Below are 20,477 nucleotides of genomic sequence, written 5' to 3'. Positions count from 1 at the left end.
AGCTATGTGTTGTTTTGGGTTGCTTTGCTGGGACTCGCAGCTTGGTTCAACCAAGCCAATGCCATGCCGCTGTAAAGCTCCTATTTGTAACTGACATTCGACGGACAAAATGCCGAAGCCTAGGGTTTCGGCATTTTTATTTTCAGCGTTTAGCGTGGCGTTCTCGGTTTTCTAATTTCTTATCTGCACTTTTCTTTAATAGCACGTAGGTTGCGCCTAGGCCGCCATGGGGCTTCAACGCACTGTGGCAGGCAAGTACGCAGGACAATTGTTTGAGCCAATGATTGACGTAGCTTTTGAGCAGCCCTTTTTGGGATTGATTACGCTCCCCAGTGCCGTGACGCACTAACAATACGCGAATGTTACGCTGGTGGCAGTCGCTCACCGTTTCATACAGTGCCTGGCGTGCCTGAAGCAGTGATTGACCGTGCAAGTCGAGTGTGGCGTCAACGCCATATTTTCCTAAGCGAAGGTTTTTGTATACACCGTCTTGTACACCATCTTTTTTGTAGGCGATAAAATCGAGTGGATCAATCAAATCAATGTATTCGGTGCTGAGGATGTTGTCATCTAACTCTGCATCTAACTGCGCCGCCAAACGTTTGTGTTGTTGCGCGAGGGTGGGCGTGGTGTGCGGTTCGAAGTAGCTTACCTTATCATTTTGCTTGAGCGGCGTTACATCCTCCATTAGCTCTGCGAAAAGATCCGAGTCTGGGCTTTTATGAGACGCTGTCATGATGACCTCGCTTACATGGTTACTACTAGCTTTATACTAGCCCAATATACGGTGTCAGTACTATGATGATCACTCTCGATAGTACTGACTGCGTATTTTTAAACCAATTCAAGCTAAACCGATGGGCCACTGATGCGCTGTGTGTACACCTTAAATAAATAAAACGTATTAATTAAAACCAGGGAGATGTTAGTCAGTCCATTGGGAGTTACTAATTGTTGCGCATGCACAAAAAATAACAGACCAATCGCTACACTTGCGCCAATGCGCAGTAAGCGTCCATGACTAATAAAAAATGCGCCAATAGCCAGTGCTCCAAGCAAAATCTGAATTCCCAAGTTGACGTCCAAGGTGTATCGCTCCACAACGTGATGGTTAAAAAAGGAGCGCTATTATGCGAACGTGAAGGCCCTTAAGCAAGCGAAAAAATATATCTTTTTCGGATAAGTTTTTCTAACTTGAAAAAAGATGCACTAAGACTGCAAAAAAACCTTCTTGTTTGATGATTTCATAGCGATGACAAGTATCTGCTTGCGTGCGATCTCGGCATAAGTACATGGCCTTGTTGGCGTCTATGGATTGCAGGTAAAGCTCTGAATCTACGAGCGTTGGGCCACCAAGTAGGGTGGGCACATAAATGCTACTGGCCACTAACCCCAGCTTTTGATAAGTGATCAACTGAGGCTTTGGCATCAGCATAAATATTGCCAGCAGCGCTAATAACGCAAATAAAATAATTTGGCCTAACTTACCTTTTGGCTTAGTGCGCTGAGGAACTCCTTGGCGCGACGGCTCATCCTGCTGTGCTTGGCGCTGCGAGGCGTTATCTGCCGAAGAGGGCGGCCGCTTAATTCTTTTTGGCGTCGCTGCTTGCTTCAATAGTGAATGCTTTTTAGTTTTTTTTACCATAACGCTCTACACACAGGTTTACTTGGCCTAAACTATATAGGACTCTATAATATAAACGTTTTTTTAGTATAGCGTGGCTAGGGCTGGAAGTTAACTTAAACCCCAGTGGCTAAGGCGCAAATTAGGGAAGGTCCAATGGATGAGGATATAGCGATTTTAATCGTGGATGATGTGGGTACGGTGCGTAGCTTTTTACATCAAACGTTAATGCATTTAGGCATTGAAAATGTAGATGAGGCGGCAAATGCTGCGCAATGCATGTCTGCGTGCGCGAATAAAGAGTACGATATTATCTTTCTCGACATCGAATTGCCTGACGGCGATGGCAAAGACATGATTGCAGACATAAATAGTCAGCTCCCCGAGGCCAATGTGGTTATGGTCAGCGCTCACTCAACAATTGATAATGTTAAGGACGCAATTGATAAAGGCGCTAAGGGGTTTGTGGTTAAGCCGTTTTCGCCAAAGAAAATAGCAGCCATGCTGAAAAAGTTTTACCCCAACATGGAATTTGTTTGATTTCTTGAATTATAGGCATAAAAAAACCGGCTAATGCCGGTTTTTTGCGTTATCAAAAAACTAAATTATAGTGCTTTGATTTTCGCTGCAAGACGGCTCTTATGGCGAGCAGCCTTGTTTTTATGGATTAGACCCTTAGTCGCGTAACGGTCTAGGATAGGTGTTGCTTGTGCGAAAGCAGCTTGTGCCGCTTCTTTGTCGCCAGCTTCAATAGCAGCAGATACTTTTTTGAAGTATGTACGCATCATTGAACGACGGCTTGCGTTGTGCTGACGGCGTTTTTCGCTCGTTACAGCGCGTTTCTTTGCAGACTTGATGTTAGCCAAGGTTTGCTCCTAACAATCTTAAATAAAGCTTATATTTAAAGGCCGTGGACTATGCCCTCTTTTTTCCAATTTGTCAATCAAATTAACAAAAGACAAAGCAAACTGCGGGAGTAACGAATCGCCAATGGCTACCGGGAGACACATATATACAGTGCAAAGTTGGGTTAACGCACTATATACCCAAATAAATGATTGGTCTGTTATTGCAGTTTAGGCCTCTGACCTCGGCGGATTATAGCAAAGCTATTAGGCAACCACCAGCGCTGTATTCGCTGCCTATTTGTTGGCATAATGCCGCCATTATCGTTTGCCTCAGTGAGGATATGTGGCTAACAGTTTATTTCGTTCTGGCATGATAGTCAGCGCCATGACCATGATATCGCGCGTACTGGGCTTAGTGCGTGACGCCGTTGTGGCAAACCTTTTAGGAGCTAATGCGGCTGCTGACGTATTCTTATTTGCTAATCGCATTCCCAATTTTTTACGCCGTTTATTTGCAGAAGGGGCCTTTGCCCAAGCTTTTGTGCCAGTGCTCAGTGAAATCAAGGAGCAGCAAGGTGATGATGCCGTGCGCTTATTTGTGGCGCGGGCGGCAGGCACCTTAGGCACTATCTTGTTGGTGGTGACCATTGTTGGCGTGATAGGTTCGCCCATAATCGCCGCACTGTTTGGTGCTGGGTGGTTTGTTGATTGGTACCAAGGCACAGGTGAGGGCGATAAATTTATTTTAGCTTCGGCGCTGTTGAAGTGGACCTTCCCGTATTTATTTTTTGTTTCGCTGGTCGCGCTCAGTGGCGCCATATTGAATGTGTATAACCGCTTCGCAGTGGCGGCCTTCACCCCGGTGCTGTTGAACGTTGCCATTATCAGCAGCGCTATATACTTGCATCAGTATGTCAGCATTGGAGCTTACGCTTTAGCTATCGGTGTGTTCATTGGTGGGGCGGTGCAATTAGCCTTTCAGCTACCGTTTTTATACCGCGCCAAAATGCTAGTGAAGCCACGATGGGGGTGGCAAGACCCTGGCGTGGTCAAAGTGCGAAAACTGATGATCCCAGCGTTATTCGGTGTATCGGTGTCGCAAATCAACCTCTTTCTCGATACCGTGATTGCCTCTTTTTTGGTGACAGGCTCCATCGCCTGGTTGTACTACGCGGACAGGCTCATTGAATTTCCTTTAGGTTTATTCGGCATTGGCATTGCCACGGTGATTTTACCGACCTTATCTAAACTCCACGCCGGTGATAAGGGATCTGATTTTCAGCACACCTTAGATTGGGGAGTGCGTTTTGTGATCTTTCTAGGGTTGCCTGCCATGCTAGGACTGATGGTAATAAGCCCGTTGATTATTACCGTGTTATTTGACCACGGTGCGTTCGCAAGCGCTGAGGTGGATCATGTCCGCGCAGTGTCCTTGGGGGTGGCCGCCTATGCTGTTGGTCTGGTCAGCTTTATGCTGATTAAGGTATTAGCGCCGGGCTTTTATGCTCGTCAGGATACCCGCACTCCGGTGCGCATCGGCATTATCGCCATGGTTTTGAATATGGTATTTAACTTACTGCTCGCCCCGTTTATTGGGTATTTGGGTCTTGCGCTGGCCACCGCACTCTCTGCGACTTGTAACGCCCTATTGTTATATCGACAGCTGGCTAAAGAGCAGGTCTATCATTTTTCAAAAACCAGTGTCATTTTTACTGGCAAATGCTTATTTGCTACTGCCTGTATGGGGGCGGCGGTGTATGCTTTACAAAGCCAGTTTATGTGGCAGCAATGGCCTTTTTATGAGCAAATCGCTTTGTTGGCAGGGCTGATTTTTGTGGCGATGAGTTGTTACTTTGGCGTGCTATTCATTATGGGCGTGCGCCCAAGTATGATAAAAAACGTGGCAACTACTGAATCACATTAAAAAAAAGATTATAATCGAGCACTTTCGTCAGTCGTAGTGCGTAAAACAAGGCCTTTTAGAAATGGAGCTGATACGCGGGATCCACAATATTCGAAGCCAACATCATGGCTGTGTACTCACCATAGGCAATTTTGATGGTGTGCACCTGGGTCATCGAGAGGTGATAAAAGGTTTATTGCGTGATGCTAGCGCGCTGAACTTACCTAGCACCGTGATGTTATTTGAGCCGCAGCCGCAAGAGTTCTTTTTAAAAGAACGGGCTCCGGCACGCTTGACTCGACTACGTGATAAGCTTGCCTTACTCGCTAAACTGGGCGTGGAGCGGGTGGTCTGCGTGAGCTTTAATGGCCGCTTTGCCAGCCAAAGTGCAGCTGAATTTGTTAGCGAAGTACTGCTGAAAAAGCTTGGCGTCAAAGCACTCACTGTGGGCGACGACTTCCGCTTTGGCAAAGGCCGCAGTGGAGATTTCTCGTTGCTCAAAGCCATGGGTGAAACAGCTGGTATGGCGGTGAAAAGCACCGAGAGTTTTAAAAAGGCCAATGCGCGAGTCAGCAGTACAGCTATTCGTGAAGCGCTCAGAGCCGGTGACTTAGAGCTGGCTAAAGCGATGCTGGGTCACGATTACGCCATCAGCGGACGCGTGATTCACGGTTGGAAAAAAGGCCGAGAGCTTGGTTTTCCAACGGCCAACGTGGCTCTGAAGCGGCAAGTTTGTCCGCTCAGCGGTGTCTTTGCGGTGCAAGCAAAAGTGGGTACGCACACTTATAACGGCGTCGCGAATGTGGGCAATAAGCCCACCTTTAACGGTACCCGAGCCTTGTTGGAAGTACACTTGTTTGACTTCCAGCAAAGCATCTATGGGCAATTTATCGAAGTGCAGCTTAAAGCGAAGCTGCGCGATGAACACAAATTCAATGGTCTTGATGCCTTGGTGGCGCAAATTAATCAAGATATTATCGAGGCCAAACAGTTTTTTACTTTATCGACTACCGCAGATGTCAGCGGCGGTCTGTAGCCGGAACGGAAAGTAGGATTAATGAGCGACTATAAACATACCTTAAATTTACCGGAAACTGAGTTTCCCATGCGCGGCAACCTGGCCAAACGCGAACCAACCATGCTCAAGCAATGGTATGAGCAAGACTTGTACGGCAAAATTCGTGCAGCAAAAAAAGGTAAGCCGTCTTTCATTTTGCATGATGGCCCTCCTTATGCGAACGGTAACATTCACTTAGGTCACTCTGTTAATAAAATCCTTAAAGACATTATTATCAAGTCTAAGACGCTTTCAGATTATGATGCGCCTTATATTCCTGGCTGGGATTGTCACGGGCTACCGATCGAGCTGATGGTAGAAAAGAAAGTCGGTAAGCCAGGCAAAAAAGTGTCGGTGGCGGAATTTCGCCAAAAATGTCGTGAGTATGCGGCGAAACAGGTAGACGGCCAAAAAACTGACTTCAAACGTTTAGGTGTGTTAGGGGATTGGGATAAGCCTTACCTAACAATGAACTATGATTTCGAAGCCAATGCTATTCGCACCCTAGGTCGCATTATCGATAAAGGTCACCTGCATAAAGGGGCGAAACCAGTGCACTGGTGTACCGACTGTGGTTCAGCGTTGGCGGAAGCCGAAGTGGAGTACCAAGATAAACAGTCACCGGCTATCGATGTGAAATTCACCTTCGTCGATCAACAGGCCATTGTTAGCGCCTTTGATTTGGCACAGGGCCATCAAGGAAATGGTCCAGTAGCCACGGCGATTTGGACGACAACGCCATGGACTCTACCGGCAAACCGCGCCGTTGCCGTGCATGAGAATTTGGAATATGCCCTAGTGCAGGTCGAAGATGAAGGCCAACAGCAGCGCTTTGTGCTGGGCTCGGAGTTGGTCAAAGACTGCATGGATCGTTTTGGCTTTAAGCACTATCACACTTTGGGTTATGTTAAAGGTGAAGTGCTTGATAAACTAAGCGTTGCGCACCCATTCCTTGATATCAATGTACCTGTTATTTTGGCTGATCACGTAACCACCGACTCAGGTACGGGCATTGTTCATACCGCACCAGGCCATGGTCAAGAAGACTATGTCGCAGGCCAAGCGTACGGCTTAGAAGTAGCCAACCCAGTGGGTGCAAACGGCGTTTATTTGCCAGACACCCCTATTTTTGCCGGTCAGCACGTATTTAAAGCCAACCCTAATGTGATTGAGCTGTTGCAAGAGAAAGGCGCGTTGTTGCATCACCATGCGCTTGAGCATAGCTACCCGCATTGCTGGCGTCACAAAACCCCCATTATTTTCCGCGCCACACCGCAGTGGTTTATTTCAATGGACAAAGCCGGCCTGCGTAAAGACTCTATTGCCGAAATTAAAAAGACTCAATGGTTACCAGGATGGGGTGAAAGCCGCATTGAAAATATGGTTGAGGGGCGCCCGGATTGGTGTATTTCACGTCAGCGTACTTGGGGTGTACCTATTGCCTTGTTCGTAGATAAAGACACCGGTGATTTGCACCCTAACAGCGCAGAATTGATTGAACAAGCTGCGCAGCTAGTGGAAAAAGACGGTATCCAGGCGTGGTACGACTTAGAGCCACAGACCTTATTAGGTGATGATGCTGAGCAGTACGTGAAGGTACAAGATACTTTAGATGTGTGGTTTGATTCTGGCGTAACCCATGCCTGCGTGATTGATGCACGTGACGAACTGACGCGTCCTGCCGATCTTTACCTTGAGGGGTCAGATCAACACCGTGGTTGGTTTATGTCATCACTGATGACCAGTGTGGCAATTCATGGTCACGCGCCATATCGCCAAGTAATGACTCACGGCTTCACGGTGGATGAAAAAGGCCGCAAGATGTCAAAGTCTTTGGGCAATGTTATTTCACCGCAAGACGTGATGAATAAAATGGGTGCGGATATTTTGCGTCTATGGGTGGCTTCGAGTGACTTCACCGCAGAGATGACCGTGTCTGATGAGATCTTTAAGCGCTCGGCGGACCGTTATCGTCGTATCCGAAATACCAGCCGCTACTTGTTAGCCAACCTTAATGGTTTTAACCCTGAGACTGACCTTGTTGAGGTGGCAGAGATGGTTGAACTAGACCGCTGGATTGTTTCTCGCGCTGCCAGTCTACAAGAAGAGCTCATTAAGGCTTATGACGAGTATCAGTTGCTATTAGTAACGCAAAAACTGATGAACTTCTGCACCGGAGAGCTCGGCTCATTCTACTTGGATGTGATTAAAGACCGTCAGTACACGGCAAAGGCTGATTCTCATGCGCGTCGTTCGTGTCAGAGTGCGCTGTACCATATTGCCGAGGCAATGACCCGCTGGATGGCGCCAATTCTGAGCTTTACTGCGCAGGAAATTTGGCAGGCACTGCCCGGTGAGCGCGAAGAGTTTGTCTTTACCGGACTGTGGTATAACGGCCTTCAGGCGGTATCAGGTAAGTTCACTGATGAGCAGTGGCAACACGTATTAGAAGTGCGTGATGCCGTGAACCGAGTACTGGAAAATGCTCGTAAAGAAGACATTATCGGTGCCACCTTGCAAGCTGAGGTAACGCTTTATGCCGACGATACGTTAAAAGCAACACTGGATGCCCTGGGTGAAGAGCTGCGCTTTGTGTTGTTAACATCAAAAGTAACGGTGCAAGCGCTCAGTACTAAACCGGCAGAGATTGCGGATTCAGAGCTGTCAGGGCTTGGCGTACAAGTGGTGGCGACCTCGGCGAGCAAATGTGAGCGCTGTTGGCATTACTGCGATGATGTAGGCACCCACGATAAGTATGATGATCTGTGTGGGCGTTGCGTAACTAACGTTGAGGGCGATGGCGAAACACGCCAGTTTGCCTAAGCAGTAAGTAAGGAGCGAAGGTGTTAGCAAAGCGAAGTGGGCTTATATGGCTGACGCTTTCAGCGCTGGTTTTAGTGCTCGATTGGGGCACTAAAACTTGGGTTGTCAGCGCTATGTCGTTACGGGAAAGCATTGATGTTTTGCCGTTTTTTAATATTACCTATGTACATAATTATGGTGCCGCATTTAGTTTTCTCAGTGATGCCGGCGGCTGGCAACGGTGGTTCTTAAGTGCCATTGCAGTGACTATCTCGGTGCTGCTGGTATGGTGGCTAAAACGCTTGCCAGCGACCAATAAGCTGCTCGGCAGTGCTTATGCATTGGTGCTCGCGGGAGCACTCGGTAACCTTTACGACCGACTACACTATGGGTATGTTATCGACTTTATCCATGTCTATTATCAGGACTGGCATTATCCCGCGTTTAACATTGCCGATTGCGCCATTTGTATTGGTGCGGCGCTGTTATTATTCGATGCCTTTAAATCCAGCAGTAAAGAGGAGCAGGCCCATGAGTAACATGGTGATCGGTGCCAATTCCGAGGTTGTTTTTCATTTTTCTATCAAGCTCAGCGATGGCTCTGCAGCGGATTCTACTAAAGTGCACGATAAGCCGGCTAAGCTGACCATGGGCGATGGCAGCTTAACGGAAAACTTTGAAAAATGTTTGCTAGGGCTGTCGGCTGGTGATGAGAAAAGCTTTGAACTTGAGCCAGAGGATGCCTTTGGCCAGCCCAACCCTGACAATATTTATCATGTTGATAGAAGCAAATTCGGCAGTGATGCACCGGCTCAAGTCGGTGCCATTATTGCGTTTACTCAGCCCGATGGTACTGAACTTCCTGGTGTTGTTCGCGAAGTGGTCGGTGAGTCGGTCACTATTGACTTTAACCACCCGTTAGCCGGGCAAAAGTTAACCTTTGAAGTGGAAATTTTGGAGGTCACAAACCCATGAAAATAGTGCTTGCTAACCCGCGTGGGTTTTGTGCTGGCGTCGACCGGGCTATCAGTATTGTTGAGCGGGCTTTGGATATTTTTGAGGCGCCTATTTATGTGCGTCATGAAGTCGTGCATAACAAATATGTGGTTAATGGTTTAAAAAACCGGGGAGCCGTGTTTGTTGAAGAGCTGCATCAAGTGCCCGACGACAGCATCGTCATTTTTAGTGCTCACGGCGTCTCCCAAGCCGTGCGTCAAGAGGCCAAGCGTCGCGAGTTAAAAGTATTCGATGCCACCTGTCCGTTAGTCACTAAAGTGCATATGGAAGTGACGCGAGCATCACGCAAAGCGATTGAGTGTATTCTCATTGGTCACCATGGCCACCCTGAGGTAGAGGGTACCATGGGGCAATACGATAACCCCGAAGGCGGGATTTATCTGGTCGAAACTCCAGAGGACGTCGCTAAGCTTGAGGTGAAAAATCCAAGCAACTTGTTCTATTGTAGTCAAACCACGTTATCGGTAGACGATACTGCAGATGTGATTGATGCGCTGCGAGCTAAATTCCCAGATATAGACGGCCCGCGAAAAGACGATATTTGTTATGCCACGCAAAACCGGCAAGATGCAGTGCGAGACTTAGCTGATAAGGTCGATGTTTTATTAGTTGTCGGTGCCAAAAACAGTTCAAACTCTAATCGGTTGCGAGAGCTTGCCAGTAAGATGGGCACTAAAGCCTACCTTATCGATGATGCCAGCAGCATTGATTCCAGCTGGCTTGAGGGCATTGATTCTGTGGGCGTGACAGCAGGCGCATCAGCACCTGAGGTGTTAGTACAAGAAGTGATTGCTCACTTGCAGTGTGCAGGTGGTGAACAAGTCACGGAAAACCCCGGGCGTGAAGAAGACATCGTGTTTGCTGTACCGGCCGAGCTACGATAGCTAGTATCGAGGTAAGCGTGGAACCAGCATCGCAACCGCACAGCAATCGCTACAGCCTGCTGACCACGCTTTGTCAGACCCGAGGGGTATTAAGTGCCTTGGTCGTAGGGGAGGCATTGGCGCTGATCATTAGCTTTAGCGTCAGTGCGTTGGAAAACTTCTGGGTCGTGTTAGGTCAGGTCAGCCTGCTGGTGCAGTTCATTGTTTCTCTTAGTTTTGCTCTGCTGTATGCGTTGAATGGCATTAGAGCGCAATTAAGTGACAATATCCAAGCTGGTGCAGTGATCGGCACTCTGGTGCTTGTCACTTTCATGACCACTTTATATATCAGTTATTTGGCGCTGTTTGCCGAACAAGCGCCAGTGTGGTTCGTAATTAAAAGCTGCGCCATTAGTGCGCTAGTCGCTGCGCTGTTCGTGCAGTTTATGGCCATTTATAATGAACATGCTAAGGCGCACTCAGCCTACGCCAGTGCTCAATTGGACGCGTTACAAGCGCGTATCCGCCCGCATTTTTTATTCAATACCTTGAACACCATCGCTGAATTAGCGCATCAAGATGCCCATGCTGCAGAGGACTCGGCATTAGCACTGGCATCGTTATCTCGCGCTGCTATGAACGTAGGAAAGCAAAGTACCCTTAATGACGAGCTCCAGTTAGCTCAGCGCTATATCGCTCTTGAACAATGGCGCTTTGGCACACGCTTAGCTGTGCAGTGGTCGATTCCTGATATGGTACATAACATTGCTATGCCGTGCTTGACCTTGCAGCCGTTACTAGAAAACGCAGTGTTGCACGGAGTGGAGGCTAGCGCGACCGGCTCGCTGATAGAAGTCGAGGTGTACCTCAGTGAGCAAAGCGCAACGGTGATAGTCAGCAATAGTGTGTCAGCTAACAGTGAGTCAAAACGCAGTCACAACGGCATTGCCTTAGCCAACATCCGCAAACGGCTGGCGATTTTATATCATGGTAGAGCACGATTAAGTCAGCATCGCTTTGACAATCGTTACCGAGTAAAGCTTGTGATCCCAAGAATGGAGTCTTTTAATGAAAGTATTAATCGTTGATGATGAACCGCTCGCCCAAGCCCGCGTCGCTCGCCTACTAGGTACCTATGGGCACATCCATATTGCCGGCTATGCTAGTAGTGGCGCCGAGGCGCTTGAATTGGCTGCGAAAACACAGCCAGATGTTGTCTTTATTGATGTTGAAATGCCGCAAATGAATGGTTTAGAGGCCGCGCAGCAACTCTCCGAACAGTCATTGCCCCCGGCTATCGTGTTTATTACTGCCCACCCGAACCATGCTCTGGATGCCTTTAAAGTGATGCCTACAGCTTATTTGCTCAAACCACTGGAAGCAGCAGAGCTGGATAAGGTCATCAATAAGCTCGGTCAGCAAAATCGTGCGCAAGTGAACCATAAACAGCGTCAGCAATTGAGCTACAAACTGGGGAACCAGCTAAAAACACTTAGCCTTGATGAAGTGCTTTATGTCGCTCGAGATGGTAAATATACTCAGGCAGTCTGCGAAAGCGCTCAAGTGTTATTAGATACAAGCTTAAAAGAGCTAGAGCAGCAATTTCCCACTACATTACTCAGAGTGCACCGAAATACCTTAGTGAACCGCAATAAAGTCACATCGCTTACGCAAAGCCAGCGCCAATACCAAATTTTTCTACAAGGGTGTGAGCAACCACTGCCAGTGAGCCGTCGTGAAGTGAGCAAAGTCAAAGACTTACTCTATGGTGATAGTTCCCAATAAATGACCGTTCATACCTAATATAGTACCGTTTATTCCTTCCTGGCTTGTTCCTAATTTCAATATCATTATCCTGCCGTTAACAAAAATTAAAACATCAGGTACATTTCATGTCAGGAAGACACTCGCGACAAGCGCATCAATCTGGCTTTACCCTGCTCGAAGCACTGATTGCATTCATTATTCTCACCATCGGCTTATTAGGCACGGTTGCGCTTCAAGCCAAAGCTAAACAAGCCTCATTCGACTCTATGCAGCGCTCTGCGGCACTGGCTTTAGGCGCCGATATCATGCAACGAATTCGTGTAAATGATACGCAGACGATCGCTGCTCTGTACGCGATGACGTTTAATAGCGCCGACCCCTTACAAACAATTGATTGCAACAACCAAGTTTGTGGCCCTGCTGAACTCGCTAACTATGACAGAAATCAATGGCTTGCTGCTATCAAAGCGAGAGATAACAGTGGCTCACTAGATGATGCCACAGTCTGTATCAATACCACTGAAACCGATGGCGCTGTGACCGATCGTGTGGAAGTGGAAATCATTATTGCTTGGCGGGGTAGGCAAGAACTTAATGGTGGTGACAACAGCGTTGCCTGTGGAAACTATGGAAATAACCGCCGCTTGGTGAGGTTAACCAGCACAATTCACATGAGAGCGTAACGATGAATAATAGATTTAAGAGACAACAAGGTTTAACGCTTGTAGAAGTCATGGTGTCATTGATCGTCGGTGCGGTGATCCTCGCCGGAGTAATGTTTACCTACATTGGTATGAAAGGCACCACGAGAGATACTCTGACTATTGGTGAGTTGCAAGAAACCGGTCGTTTAGCTTTGGACATCATGACCGCCGACATAGCGCAAGCAGGTTTTTGGGGGACATTTTACGAATCTAGTTTCACTGCAGCAAACACGACCGTCCCTGCTGCCCCAGCGAATGACTGTCAAAGTGGCCTGAATAATGGCTCTTTCCCTGATGGCAGCACTGTCGAATTTCGATATATTTTTGCGATTACTTCTGCTGGAGGAGCGCAGCTAAACTGTATCGATGACACCATAGCTAATTCTGATATTTTACAAGTCAAGCGCTTGGATGGGCAAAATGTCGCTCCTGGCGCGACTAATGCACAACGCTTTTATTTCTTAGCGGCTCAAAATAGGGCCGAATTTTCTGATAGTCCTGCCGCTGTTCTACCTCGTCCTGATGCAACATTGTGGCCCTACAGCCACCATGTTTACTACGTGCAGGAACAGACCTTTCAAGTTCAGGGGCAAACCCGGGTTATTCCCACTTTGATGCGCAATCGACTAACCACGGGCGCAGGCGGAGCTGCACCTATTCAGTCAGACGTAATTATGGAAGGAGTCGAGAACATTCACTTGTTGTTCGGTTTGGACACCAATGGAGACTCCCGTGTTGATCAATACAGTACGAGTAACACCATGACAGTAGAGCAGTGGCAGCAACAAACTGCCAAGGTATTAACTGTACAAATTAGTATTTTGGTTCGTTCATTAACGCCAGATCCGGGTTTGAATTTACGAAACCAAACCTACCAACTAGGGGGCACCAATGGGCGTGAATTAACCTTTAACGATGAATTCCGTCGTGCTGTATTCACCTCAACTGTGCAATTACGCAATGTAGGAGAAAATTTGTGGGCAATTTAAAAACTCAGCAAGGGGTCGTGCTCGTGGCTGCCTTGATTATGTTGGTTGCTGTGACAGGGATAGCGGTGACATTAATGAGTAGTTCAAGCATTGATGTCAAAGCCACCAATGCAGCCTTGATTCGTGAAGAAGCAGATCATGAAGTGCTTGGCGAGCAAGAAACGGTGATCGCCGATGAAGTAAATCAAGAGAGCAACAGTGAGTTTTTAAACTCTCGAGCTCAAATGCCAGCGTTTGGAAACACCATTACTTTAGCTACAAATGGTGATGCAACCACATTGATGCGTGATCTCAATCCTGGCCCGATGATGCTAAATTGTCCGCGTAAGTTCAACTTTACAGAGGGCATCGTATGTAATTTGGTGGAAGTGCAGACCGCCTATGACTATGGCGCTAAAACACGGCACCAACTTAATCTTCTCAGCGGAATCGCCCAAGAGATGTTAGAAACCAATAAAGCCCGTTGATATTCAAGGATGTAACCTGTGAAATTATTTAAATACAGCGCCATCGCGGCAGCGGTGAGCGTGAGCTCGTTTACAACTTATGCAGATGACACCGATCTTTATCTGAATCGCGATGCAAACTCTGAAGAAAAACCGAAGGTGATGATTGTTTTCGATACTTCAGGGAGTATGGGTTGGAAGTTAGATCCCAATTGTTATTACAACTGTGACAAGAAAATGCCCGTCGCAAAACAAGCGATGAAATCGTTAATAGACGCGAATGAGGACGTTGAATTTGGCCTAGCTCGGCTGCGCTCAAGCCAAGGTGGCTACATAGTGAAAGGGATTGGTAGCGATCATAGCCAAATAAAGAACAAAATTGATAGCTTTGATGCAGACGGCTCTACACCTATCTCTGAGACGCTTTACGAAGTATATCGATATATCCAGGGAGGAAACTTAGACCAAGCTAAAAATGTCAATAACAGGGATAAAAGTATTGATAATGGAAGCAAGTATACTTCTCCTTTTGCCAGTGACAAAACTGAGCGATGTGATAACTCTGTCAACCTAATTCTTATGACCGATGGCGACCCTACAGGTGACCAAAACAGGGATGCAAAGATAATCTCTGAATATACGGCTAAGTTTAGTACGGCACCAACGTCCCTACCTGGAGACTCGACACAAAACGGTACTCATGCAAGCTACCTTCACTCTTTAGCACGGCTTATGCACGGCATCCCCGCAACCGCCAACAACAGTGGCGTTGCTGTTGATGTTTATAAACCAAATGACGATATTAAACACTTTGCACGTGTTTATACCGTTGGTTTTGGTGATGGGCTGTCAAAAGAAGGTCTCGCAATTCTTGAGCAAACTGCAGCCTATGGAGGCGGTCAATATAAGAAAGCAGACAGTGCTAATGAACTTTCTGCAGCACTAACACAAACCATCAATAGTATTCGTCAGGTCAGCGATACCTTTGCGTCGCCTGCATTTGCCAGCAATAACTTTGATAAAACCCAAAGCCGTGACTCGCTTTATTACGCCATGTTCTACCCTAGCGAGACGGCTCGATGGTCAGGGAACTTGAAGAAGTTGAAGGTCAGTGGTGACAAAGTGGTGGCGACTGGAGGCGCGGAGGCGCTAAATGATAGTGGCGCAATAAAAAAAGGCGTAACCACATTTTGGGCGCAACCTAATACACCACCTGACGGTGCTAGCATCATTAATGGCGGTGTTAACAGTGCTTTGGCTTCCGCTACCACAAGTCGGAAGGTGTTTACTTACCTAAAGGGCGATAAAAAAGACTTCACCTACTCTAATGTTGAAGATGCGTTATCTGAAGAAGATTTACATAAGTATTTCAACAGTGACAGCACTAAGGCCAGGGCGATGATCAATTGGTCAGTAGGTAAAGATGCCCAGGATGAGGATGCGGATGGCAATATCAATGAAATGCGTCAAGCGGTTATGGGCGATCCCCTACACTCAAAGCCTTTGGCTATCGACTATGGTAATGATATTCGTATTTTGCTTGGTACTAACGCCGGCTATATCCATATGTTCAAGGATAATGAAGCAACTGACAGTGCTAATAACACGGTAGAAGAAAGCTGGGCATTTATACCACAGGAGTTGTTCTCGGTGGTTAAACCTTTGTATAACGACAGTGCCGAAAAAGTCTATGGAATGGATGGCCCTATTTCTTTGTTCTTCGATGATAAAGGACAACCGAATGTAGTCGATGGGGGTGATAGAGTATGGGCATATTTTGCTATGCGCAGAGGGGGGTCTAGCTACTATGCAATGGATATTACGGACCCTGACAACCCGACCTTACTATGGCAAATATCTGATCAAACCCCCGGCTTTGCAGAACTTGGTCAATCTTGGTCTCGTGCAGAGGTGATATACGCCAATATTGATGGTTATAAAGATAAACCATTGCTTGTATTTGGTGCAGGCTACGATACTAACAAAGATAATGTCGCTAGTGGTGCAGATAGCAAGGGTAGAGGTATCTATATTGTTGATGCCGAAACGGGTAAAAAGGTTTGGTCACTCACACCGCAAAATGGCTTTGCAGGCAATCATAGTATTGTGGCAAATATCGCGTACCTTGACTCCGACTATGATGGCTATGTTGATCGCTTATATGCAGCCGATTTAGGCGGGGATATCTGGCGTGTGGATATGCCTAGTAGCAACCCTACAGACAGTGCTAATCCATGGACTCACCATAAGCTCGCCGCATTAGGTGGCAGTGGCAGCAATCGACGATTTTTCTATCGCCCAGTCGTGGCAAGAACTTACTTCAGTAAAGTCACTGAGACAACCACTGAGGTAAATGGTCAAAGCAAAACGACGCTCACGCGAAATACCACCCCCTATGAAGCAATACTTATTGGCAGTGGGAACCGTGCATCACCATTGGATAACACCATTAATGATCGATTGTTTATGGTGCGTGATGAGAACACCTTGACCCAGTCTTTCAACGATGGATTACCACAAACCATTAATTTAGGTGATTTACTGGATATTACCGGTGATCCCTTTGCTAATGCTCTCGATGATGAAACGCAATTTAGGAATTTAGAGCGCAATATTGGTGAAAACTTTAATGGCTGGCAATACCGGATCAGTTCGGGCGAAAAGGCGTTGGCTTCGCCCACAGTAGTCGGAGGGGTTGCTTATTTCCCAACTTTTAAGCCCGCATCTGACGACTCTACAACCAATCAATGTAGCCTAGCAGCAGGTCAAGGCGGAATTTACGCATTGCACCTCCATTATGGTACTAAGGTTTATGACTGGCGCTACAAAGAAGTCGGTGAATTGGTTCCTGATACACCTACCGTGGTTTGGCAAAAGGATGGAAATAATAAAAGCTCAGGAAAAATAGTACTGCCAAATGGCGTACTAGACCCTAAAGAGCTGGTAGAGCAGGAAGTACCTAGAGACATGGATGGTGATGGCAAAATAGACCTAGTTAAAACTGGGTTGGGAATTAGTCTCAAAACACAGCAAACGTATATTTACAGACGAGAGGACAACCGTGATGAATTCTAATCACACTCAAGAGCATGGATTTACATTAATAGAAGTGATGGTTGTAGTCGCAATTGTTGGTATTTTGGCCGCAATTGCTTACCCATCGTATGCCCAGTATGTGCAGACATCAGCTCGGGCTGAGGCGCGAGCTGCACTTCTTGATGTTGCTAATCGCCAAGAGCAGTTTTTCGTAGATAACAGACAGTATACAGCAACCTTAAATGACCTGGGATTAGCTTCAAGTGACACCGAAACAGGTCTATATGAGCTAACCGTGGCAGTAAATCCGAATGCGTTTACAGTAACGGCTACGGCAAAAAAAGGAGCTGCAAAGGAAGATGTTTGCCAAAGCCTTAGCATTGATGAAGCGGGAGAGAAAAGCGCATCTGGTGCTAGCAAAGAAGAATGTTGGGGGCTGTAGAAAAGCGAACAAAAAAGCCTCATTCTGAGGCTTTTTTACATTTTGTGCTAACTGCACTCAGTGGTTGTTTGCCCTTGATAGAGTGCTGTTCCAGACTGGCTTAGCCGCATATCTCTGTTAGACTCTGAGGTCACACCATTTGGACAATATGTAAACGTGCCTGCTTGAGTGTTGCCCACACGGCCCGTTGCATTATAGACAATGGGGCTCGACCCTGTGTAGCTTAGCAAGTCTTCACTTATTACCCCCTTCATTACCCTCAACAGTGGCTCATCAGCATCGCGCTGGTTATTATTGTTATTATCAACAAACACAGCAATATCATCATTTGTCCAATCTGCAGAGCATTGGCTACCGGAAAGTGGGCAAACGATTACTCTTGACTCAGTTGTTGTGGCTTTGGCGCGGGCAAAAGAAAGGTTTCTTTTTAACTCTTGTAACTGATTCTCTGCTCTATCCTCAGCTAATAACTCTGTTGAGTCAGCGAATGCAATTGCAGCAACTATACCGACAACGCCCATAGTGACCAGTAATTCCAATAAGGTAAAACCGGACTGAAATTTACGTAGCTCCATTGTTGTAAAATCCGTGTTTTTCATTTGGAAACAATCATATCATTTTGATTATACATGTCATTAACTTTGTTCCCATGCAAAGACCTCAGCGCCGTGGAGTTTGGAGTCGGTGAATATGGTGACCATATTCTATTGGTCTAGCCTCTTAGTTTTTATTGGGCTGTTTACGTAATCTGTGAGTAGATAGTTGCGATAAGTAGGTTAGTGATAATGACCTAGTAAAATAGGCTTGTTGCTGTTCCTGTACTGGGTTATTTATCAATTTAGGGTGCCGCTCATGACTGATTTCGCACCGTTAGCATCTCTTTCAGTTGTGGCTTTTGCATCAGTTACTAGAATGTTAACTATGAAGTTGCAAATTAGAGTTTAACTATTATGCGAGAGCAAAATGGCTTCACTTTACTAGAAACATTAATAGCTTTTATTGTGCTTGTCTTTGGTTTACTGGGTGCAGTTGCGCTACAAGCCAAAGCTAAGCAAGCCACCTACGATTCTATGCAGCGATCTGCTGCGTTAGGTGTTGCTCATGATGTTATTGGCCGCATTAAAGCCAATACACTAGCAGCAATGGCGGGAGCATATAACGTCACCGTCTCAAGCGACGATCCTGTTGCTGCTAATTATGCCTCGTGTATCAATGCTAATTGTGGTTCAGGCGCACTTGCCGCATTTGATATCGAACAGTGGCGCCGGGCAATAAGAGCTCAGGAAAACACTGGTGCATTAGCCGATGCCACTGTTTGTGTTGATACACGTGTCAATGGCGAACAGCTAGATATCGATGTCATTGTTTCTTGGGCATCTCGCCAAGAACTCGCGAGCACCGGGGATATTGTTCAAAGCAAAGATGAGTGCGGTGGTCAGAGCAATCAACGAAGAGCCCTCGCTTTGGAGTCATTCGCCTATGTTCGCTAATTCTATTCCTTTAAATAAAGCCCATGGTTATACACTGGTTGAGTTAATTGTCGCCATGGTTGTGGGTTTATTCCTTCTAGGCGGTGTCATGTTTACGTATGTAAGTATGAAAACAACGACGTCCGATACCGTCGAAATGGGTGAGCTACAGGAAACCGGCCGAATGGCCTTAGATATTATCAGTCGCGACTTGGAAATGGCGGGATTCTGGGGCACTTACGGAATGAGTTCTCTCAGTACCGGTAGTGTCGATGTCACTGGGGTGGTCAATCCAGGCAATGATTGCACCGCTGGGCTGAATAATGCCAGTTTCCCTGTTAACAGTCCAAGCAGCTTTAAATACTTGTATAGTGTCACGGCTGTGGCTGGCGCTAATTTAGGGTGCATAGATGATGCGGTCGCTGACAGCGACATTATCCAAATCAAGCGTGTCGCTGGAGACGATGTAACGGGTCAGGCAACCAATAATAATGATTACTATATAGAAACAGATATATCCTCAGCTCGCATTTTCATAGGGGACGGTGCAATTGCCACTCCTGCCAATATGAATGGATCGGTATGGCGCTATACCCATCATGTTTACTACATCAATGAGCAGTCGTATCAGTCAGGGGATGAAACCGTAACTGTCCCCGTACTGATGAGAAAACGCCTTACGCCAACAGGGGGAATGGTGACTGAGTCGGTGCTTGAGGGAGTGGAGAATATTCGTCTTCTTTACGGGCTGGATAATAACGGTGACCGCAACGTCGATACCTATTTAAGCGCAGCGCAAATGAGCGCCTCTGAGTGGGAACAAGTAAGCTCTAAAGTGTTAACTGTGCAGCTATTTGCGCTAGTACGGGCCACAGAGTCAGATAGAAATATGAGTAAAACAAACCAAACATATATCTTAGGTGGGGAAGGTGGAACTGAGCGACGTTTAAGCTTTGATGATAATTTCCGTCGTCTCGTTTATGTATCCACTGTTCAAGTACGTAATGCAGAGGTCGAAACATGGTGAATGCGCAGCAATATCAAGGTGGGGTCGTACTTATCGCATCTTTAGTCATGGTGCTTATCGTATCCGGTATCGCGGTAACCCTTATGAGTGCAAGCAGTGTGGATATGAAAGTTGTGAATGCCGCTCAAGATTATGATGTTGCCAGTGAGCAAGCATTGGCTGACTCGGAGCGCGCGGTGTTCGATGAAAAGCAAAAGGCAGCGACGGTAAGCGCGCTTTACTTCAATCGAGGTGAATTTAACGCCGGTGGCGACGAGTTTGTCCAGCTTGAGCCTGCAGGAGCACAAGCATCGCTGCGATTATTTCACAATAACGACGGCCCCCAAGACTTGGACTGTCCACCCAGAGCCAACCCAACACCAGGTATAAAATGCAATATGCTGAGTCTGCGAAGTCGCGTTGAGTATGGTAAATCGAATAGGCATAACGTGACTGTTGTCTCGGGGTTAGCCCAAGAGATGGCAAGTATATCGAGCCAGTAAG

Annotated in this window: 22 protein-coding genes; 17 read left to right on the top strand and 5 right to left on the bottom strand. The window is 46.8% G+C overall.

Features of this window, described 5'->3' with window-relative positions:
* Positions 1-142: 142 nt before the first annotated feature.
* The 3 genes from smrA to MHM89_RS15995 all read right to left on the bottom strand — a co-directional run bounded on the left by smrA (position 143) and on the right by MHM89_RS15995 (position 1,645).
* On the bottom strand, positions 143-736 hold the full coding sequence (smrA, locus tag MHM89_RS16005; RefSeq protein ID WP_053910275.1) for a DNA endonuclease SmrA: 594 nt from the start codon (positions 734-736) through the stop codon (positions 143-145).
* Positions 737-849: 113 nt separating this feature from the next.
* The gene (locus tag MHM89_RS16000; RefSeq protein ID WP_231658063.1) at positions 850-1,074 is read right to left on the bottom strand and encodes a hypothetical protein; all 225 of its coding nucleotides are present in this window, start codon (positions 1,072-1,074) and stop codon (positions 850-852) included.
* A 115-nt stretch (positions 1,075-1,189) separates the two neighbouring features.
* Positions 1,190-1,645, bottom strand: coding sequence for a hypothetical protein (locus MHM89_RS15995; RefSeq protein ID WP_239409206.1), 456 nt, complete (start codon positions 1,643-1,645; stop codon positions 1,190-1,192).
* 135 nt (positions 1,646-1,780) lie between these two features.
* Between MHM89_RS15995 and MHM89_RS15990 the strand changes: the two genes are divergently transcribed.
* Positions 1,781-2,164, top strand: a complete 384-nt coding sequence (locus tag MHM89_RS15990; RefSeq protein ID WP_022945274.1) for a response regulator — start codon at positions 1,781-1,783, stop codon at positions 2,162-2,164.
* Between the two features lie 65 nt (positions 2,165-2,229).
* On the opposite strand, the gene rpsT is transcribed toward MHM89_RS15990, so the two are convergent.
* On the bottom strand, positions 2,230-2,490 hold the full coding sequence (gene rpsT, locus MHM89_RS15985) for a 30S ribosomal protein S20 (RefSeq protein WP_022945273.1): 261 nt from the start codon (positions 2,488-2,490) through the stop codon (positions 2,230-2,232).
* A 325-nt stretch (positions 2,491-2,815) separates the two neighbouring features.
* Here rpsT and murJ point away from each other — a divergent pair, with 325 nt between their 5' ends.
* From murJ to MHM89_RS15920, 13 genes are all read left to right on the top strand, one after another.
* Positions 2,816-4,396 carry a murein biosynthesis integral membrane protein MurJ gene (gene murJ / locus MHM89_RS15980; protein ID WP_081604425.1) on the top strand — a complete coding sequence of 527 codons (1,581 nt, stop codon included), beginning with the start codon at positions 2,816-2,818 and terminating at the stop codon, positions 4,394-4,396.
* Positions 4,397-4,457: 61 nt separating this feature from the next.
* Positions 4,458-5,411 (top strand): bifunctional riboflavin kinase/FAD synthetase, encoded by a 954-nt coding sequence (ribF, locus tag MHM89_RS15975; RefSeq protein ID WP_045978216.1) that lies wholly within the window; start codon positions 4,458-4,460, stop codon positions 5,409-5,411.
* Between the two features lie 21 nt (positions 5,412-5,432).
* On the top strand, positions 5,433-8,255 hold the full coding sequence (ileS, locus tag MHM89_RS15970) for an isoleucine--tRNA ligase (protein WP_239409205.1): 2,823 nt from the start codon (positions 5,433-5,435) through the stop codon (positions 8,253-8,255).
* Positions 8,256-8,275: 20 nt separating this feature from the next.
* Positions 8,276-8,773, top strand: a complete 498-nt coding sequence (gene lspA, locus MHM89_RS15965; RefSeq protein ID WP_022945269.1) for a signal peptidase II — start codon at positions 8,276-8,278, stop codon at positions 8,771-8,773.
* Entirely contained in the window at positions 8,766-9,209 is a 444-nt protein-coding gene (gene fkpB / locus MHM89_RS15960) for an FKBP-type peptidyl-prolyl cis-trans isomerase (protein ID WP_045978213.1), read from the top strand. Before lspA ends, fkpB begins: the two co-directional genes overlap by 8 nt.
* Positions 9,206-10,135: a 4-hydroxy-3-methylbut-2-enyl diphosphate reductase gene (ispH, locus tag MHM89_RS15955; RefSeq protein ID WP_138508776.1), complete on the top strand. Its 930-nt coding sequence runs from the start codon at positions 9,206-9,208 to the stop codon at positions 10,133-10,135. Before fkpB ends, ispH begins: the two co-directional genes overlap by 4 nt.
* A gap of 17 nt (positions 10,136-10,152) precedes the next feature.
* Entirely contained in the window at positions 10,153-11,202 is a 1,050-nt protein-coding gene (locus MHM89_RS18940) for a histidine kinase (RefSeq protein ID WP_239409204.1), read from the top strand.
* Entirely contained in the window at positions 11,183-11,899 is a 717-nt protein-coding gene (locus MHM89_RS15945; protein WP_022945265.1) for a LytTR family DNA-binding domain-containing protein, read from the top strand. Before MHM89_RS18940 ends, MHM89_RS15945 begins: the two co-directional genes overlap by 20 nt.
* Before the next feature lie 107 nt (positions 11,900-12,006).
* Positions 12,007-12,564: a type IV pilus modification protein PilV gene (gene pilV, locus MHM89_RS15940; RefSeq protein WP_239409203.1), complete on the top strand. Its 558-nt coding sequence runs from the start codon at positions 12,007-12,009 to the stop codon at positions 12,562-12,564.
* Between the two features lie 2 nt (positions 12,565-12,566).
* Positions 12,567-13,574 carry a PilW family protein gene (locus MHM89_RS15935; RefSeq protein WP_022945263.1) on the top strand — a complete coding sequence of 336 codons (1,008 nt, stop codon included), beginning with the start codon at positions 12,567-12,569 and terminating at the stop codon, positions 13,572-13,574.
* Positions 13,562-14,041 (top strand): pilus assembly protein PilX, encoded by a 480-nt coding sequence (locus MHM89_RS15930; RefSeq protein WP_328283397.1) that lies wholly within the window; start codon positions 13,562-13,564, stop codon positions 14,039-14,041. Before MHM89_RS15935 ends, MHM89_RS15930 begins: the two co-directional genes overlap by 13 nt.
* Positions 14,042-14,059: 18 nt before the next feature.
* Entirely contained in the window at positions 14,060-17,095 is a 3,036-nt protein-coding gene (locus tag MHM89_RS18935; RefSeq protein ID WP_239409202.1) for a PilC/PilY family type IV pilus protein, read from the top strand.
* Positions 17,085-17,498, top strand: coding sequence for a type IV pilin protein (locus MHM89_RS15920; protein ID WP_235419739.1), 414 nt, complete (start codon positions 17,085-17,087; stop codon positions 17,496-17,498). The genes MHM89_RS18935 and MHM89_RS15920 overlap by 11 nt, the downstream gene beginning before the upstream one ends.
* A 47-nt stretch (positions 17,499-17,545) precedes the next feature.
* Here the strand turns inward: MHM89_RS15920 and MHM89_RS15915 are convergent, their stop codons facing one another.
* Complete coding sequence (locus MHM89_RS15915; RefSeq protein WP_235419738.1) at positions 17,546-18,073, bottom strand: GspH/FimT family pseudopilin; 528 nt, start codon at positions 18,071-18,073, stop codon at positions 17,546-17,548.
* Between the two features lie 375 nt (positions 18,074-18,448).
* Between MHM89_RS15915 and pilV (MHM89_RS15910) the strand changes: the two genes are divergently transcribed.
* From pilV (MHM89_RS15910) to MHM89_RS15900, 3 genes are read left to right on the top strand one after another with little or no spacing between them, the layout of a single operon-like run.
* Positions 18,449-18,988: a type IV pilus modification protein PilV gene (gene pilV / locus MHM89_RS15910; protein WP_022945258.1), complete on the top strand. Its 540-nt coding sequence runs from the start codon at positions 18,449-18,451 to the stop codon at positions 18,986-18,988.
* Complete coding sequence (locus tag MHM89_RS15905; protein ID WP_045978206.1) at positions 18,978-19,994, top strand: PilW family protein; 1,017 nt, start codon at positions 18,978-18,980, stop codon at positions 19,992-19,994. The genes pilV (MHM89_RS15910) and MHM89_RS15905 overlap by 11 nt, the downstream gene beginning before the upstream one ends.
* On the top strand, positions 19,988-20,476 hold the full coding sequence (locus tag MHM89_RS15900; RefSeq protein WP_239409201.1) for a pilus assembly protein PilX: 489 nt from the start codon (positions 19,988-19,990) through the stop codon (positions 20,474-20,476). The genes MHM89_RS15905 and MHM89_RS15900 overlap by 7 nt, the downstream gene beginning before the upstream one ends.
* Position 20,477: the final 1 nt, after the last annotated feature.

It is taken from the genome of Pseudoalteromonas sp. CNC9-20 (assembly GCF_022347875.1).
Classification (GTDB): Bacteria; Pseudomonadota; Gammaproteobacteria; order Enterobacterales; family Alteromonadaceae; genus Pseudoalteromonas; species Pseudoalteromonas ruthenica.
The sequence above is the reverse complement of the archived record's forward strand: the minus strand, read 5'-3'. Positions and strand labels throughout refer to the sequence as shown.

What these genes read in the sequence shown, in the direction of transcription:
- smrA (WP_053910275.1), bottom strand. Translation starts at nt 736, where the DNA reads ATGACAGCGTCTCATAAAAGCCCAGACTCGGATCTTTTCGCAGAGCTA.
- MHM89_RS15995 (WP_239409206.1), bottom strand. Translation starts at nt 1,645, where the DNA reads ATGGTAAAAAAAACTAAAAAGCATTCACTATTGAAGCAAGCAGCGACG.
- MHM89_RS15990 (WP_022945274.1), top strand. Translation starts at nt 1,781, where the DNA reads ATGGATGAGGATATAGCGATTTTAATCGTGGATGATGTGGGTACGGTG.
- ribF (WP_045978216.1), top strand. Translation starts at nt 4,458, where the DNA reads ATGGAGCTGATACGCGGGATCCACAATATTCGAAGCCAACATCATGGC.
- ileS (WP_239409205.1), top strand. Translation starts at nt 5,433, where the DNA reads ATGAGCGACTATAAACATACCTTAAATTTACCGGAAACTGAGTTTCCC.
- fkpB (WP_045978213.1), top strand. Translation starts at nt 8,766, where the DNA reads ATGAGTAACATGGTGATCGGTGCCAATTCCGAGGTTGTTTTTCATTTT.
- ispH (WP_138508776.1), top strand. Translation starts at nt 9,206, where the DNA reads ATGAAAATAGTGCTTGCTAACCCGCGTGGGTTTTGTGCTGGCGTCGAC.
- MHM89_RS15945 (WP_022945265.1), top strand. Translation starts at nt 11,183, where the DNA reads ATGAAAGTATTAATCGTTGATGATGAACCGCTCGCCCAAGCCCGCGTC.
- pilV (WP_239409203.1), top strand. Translation starts at nt 12,007, where the DNA reads ATGTCAGGAAGACACTCGCGACAAGCGCATCAATCTGGCTTTACCCTG.
- MHM89_RS15935 (WP_022945263.1), top strand. Translation starts at nt 12,567, where the DNA reads ATGAATAATAGATTTAAGAGACAACAAGGTTTAACGCTTGTAGAAGTC.
- MHM89_RS15920 (WP_235419739.1), top strand. Translation starts at nt 17,085, where the DNA reads ATGAATTCTAATCACACTCAAGAGCATGGATTTACATTAATAGAAGTG.
- MHM89_RS15915 (WP_235419738.1), bottom strand. Translation starts at nt 18,073, where the DNA reads ATGGAGCTACGTAAATTTCAGTCCGGTTTTACCTTATTGGAATTACTG.
- pilV (WP_022945258.1), top strand. Translation starts at nt 18,449, where the DNA reads ATGCGAGAGCAAAATGGCTTCACTTTACTAGAAACATTAATAGCTTTT.
- MHM89_RS15905 (WP_045978206.1), top strand. Translation starts at nt 18,978, where the DNA reads ATGTTCGCTAATTCTATTCCTTTAAATAAAGCCCATGGTTATACACTG.
- MHM89_RS15900 (WP_239409201.1), top strand. Translation starts at nt 19,988, where the DNA reads ATGGTGAATGCGCAGCAATATCAAGGTGGGGTCGTACTTATCGCATCT.